At 74.5% G+C, this 329-nt stretch carries 1 protein-coding gene; it reads left to right on the top strand.

The features are described from left to right. On the top strand, window positions 1–329 hold a 329-nt coding region (locus I8N68_RS32560), incomplete at both ends, for a zinc ribbon domain-containing protein (RefSeq protein WP_200216940.1).

The raw sequence follows: 329 nt of genomic DNA, 5'->3' as shown, positions 1-329 counted from the left end.
GATCGGCCGGCTTCTGCAGGTCCTCACCGACAAGGCCGCCCTCGCCGGGATCACCGTCCGGCTGGTCGACGAACGCGGCACGTCGTCGACCTGCCCCGCCTGCCGACGGCGGGTACCGAAACCCCGCGGCCGGACCTTGTCCTGCCCGCACTGCCGCTTTTTCGGGCACCGCGACCTGGTCGCGGCCGCCAGCATCGCCACCCGTACTCCGGGCGGTGGACCCACCACCCCGACAGCCGTCGTGCTGCCGCAGGTGGTCACGCACCGTCGAGCCGGCCGGCACCTTCCCGGTGCCGGCCGGTCCCGACGTGACCCCCGCCGCCCACCTA

The organism is Micromonospora coerulea, from assembly GCF_016598485.1.
Taxonomy (GTDB): domain Bacteria; phylum Actinomycetota; class Actinomycetes; order Mycobacteriales; family Micromonosporaceae; genus Micromonospora; species Micromonospora coerulea.
This window is presented reverse-complemented; position numbering and strand designations above follow the sequence as displayed.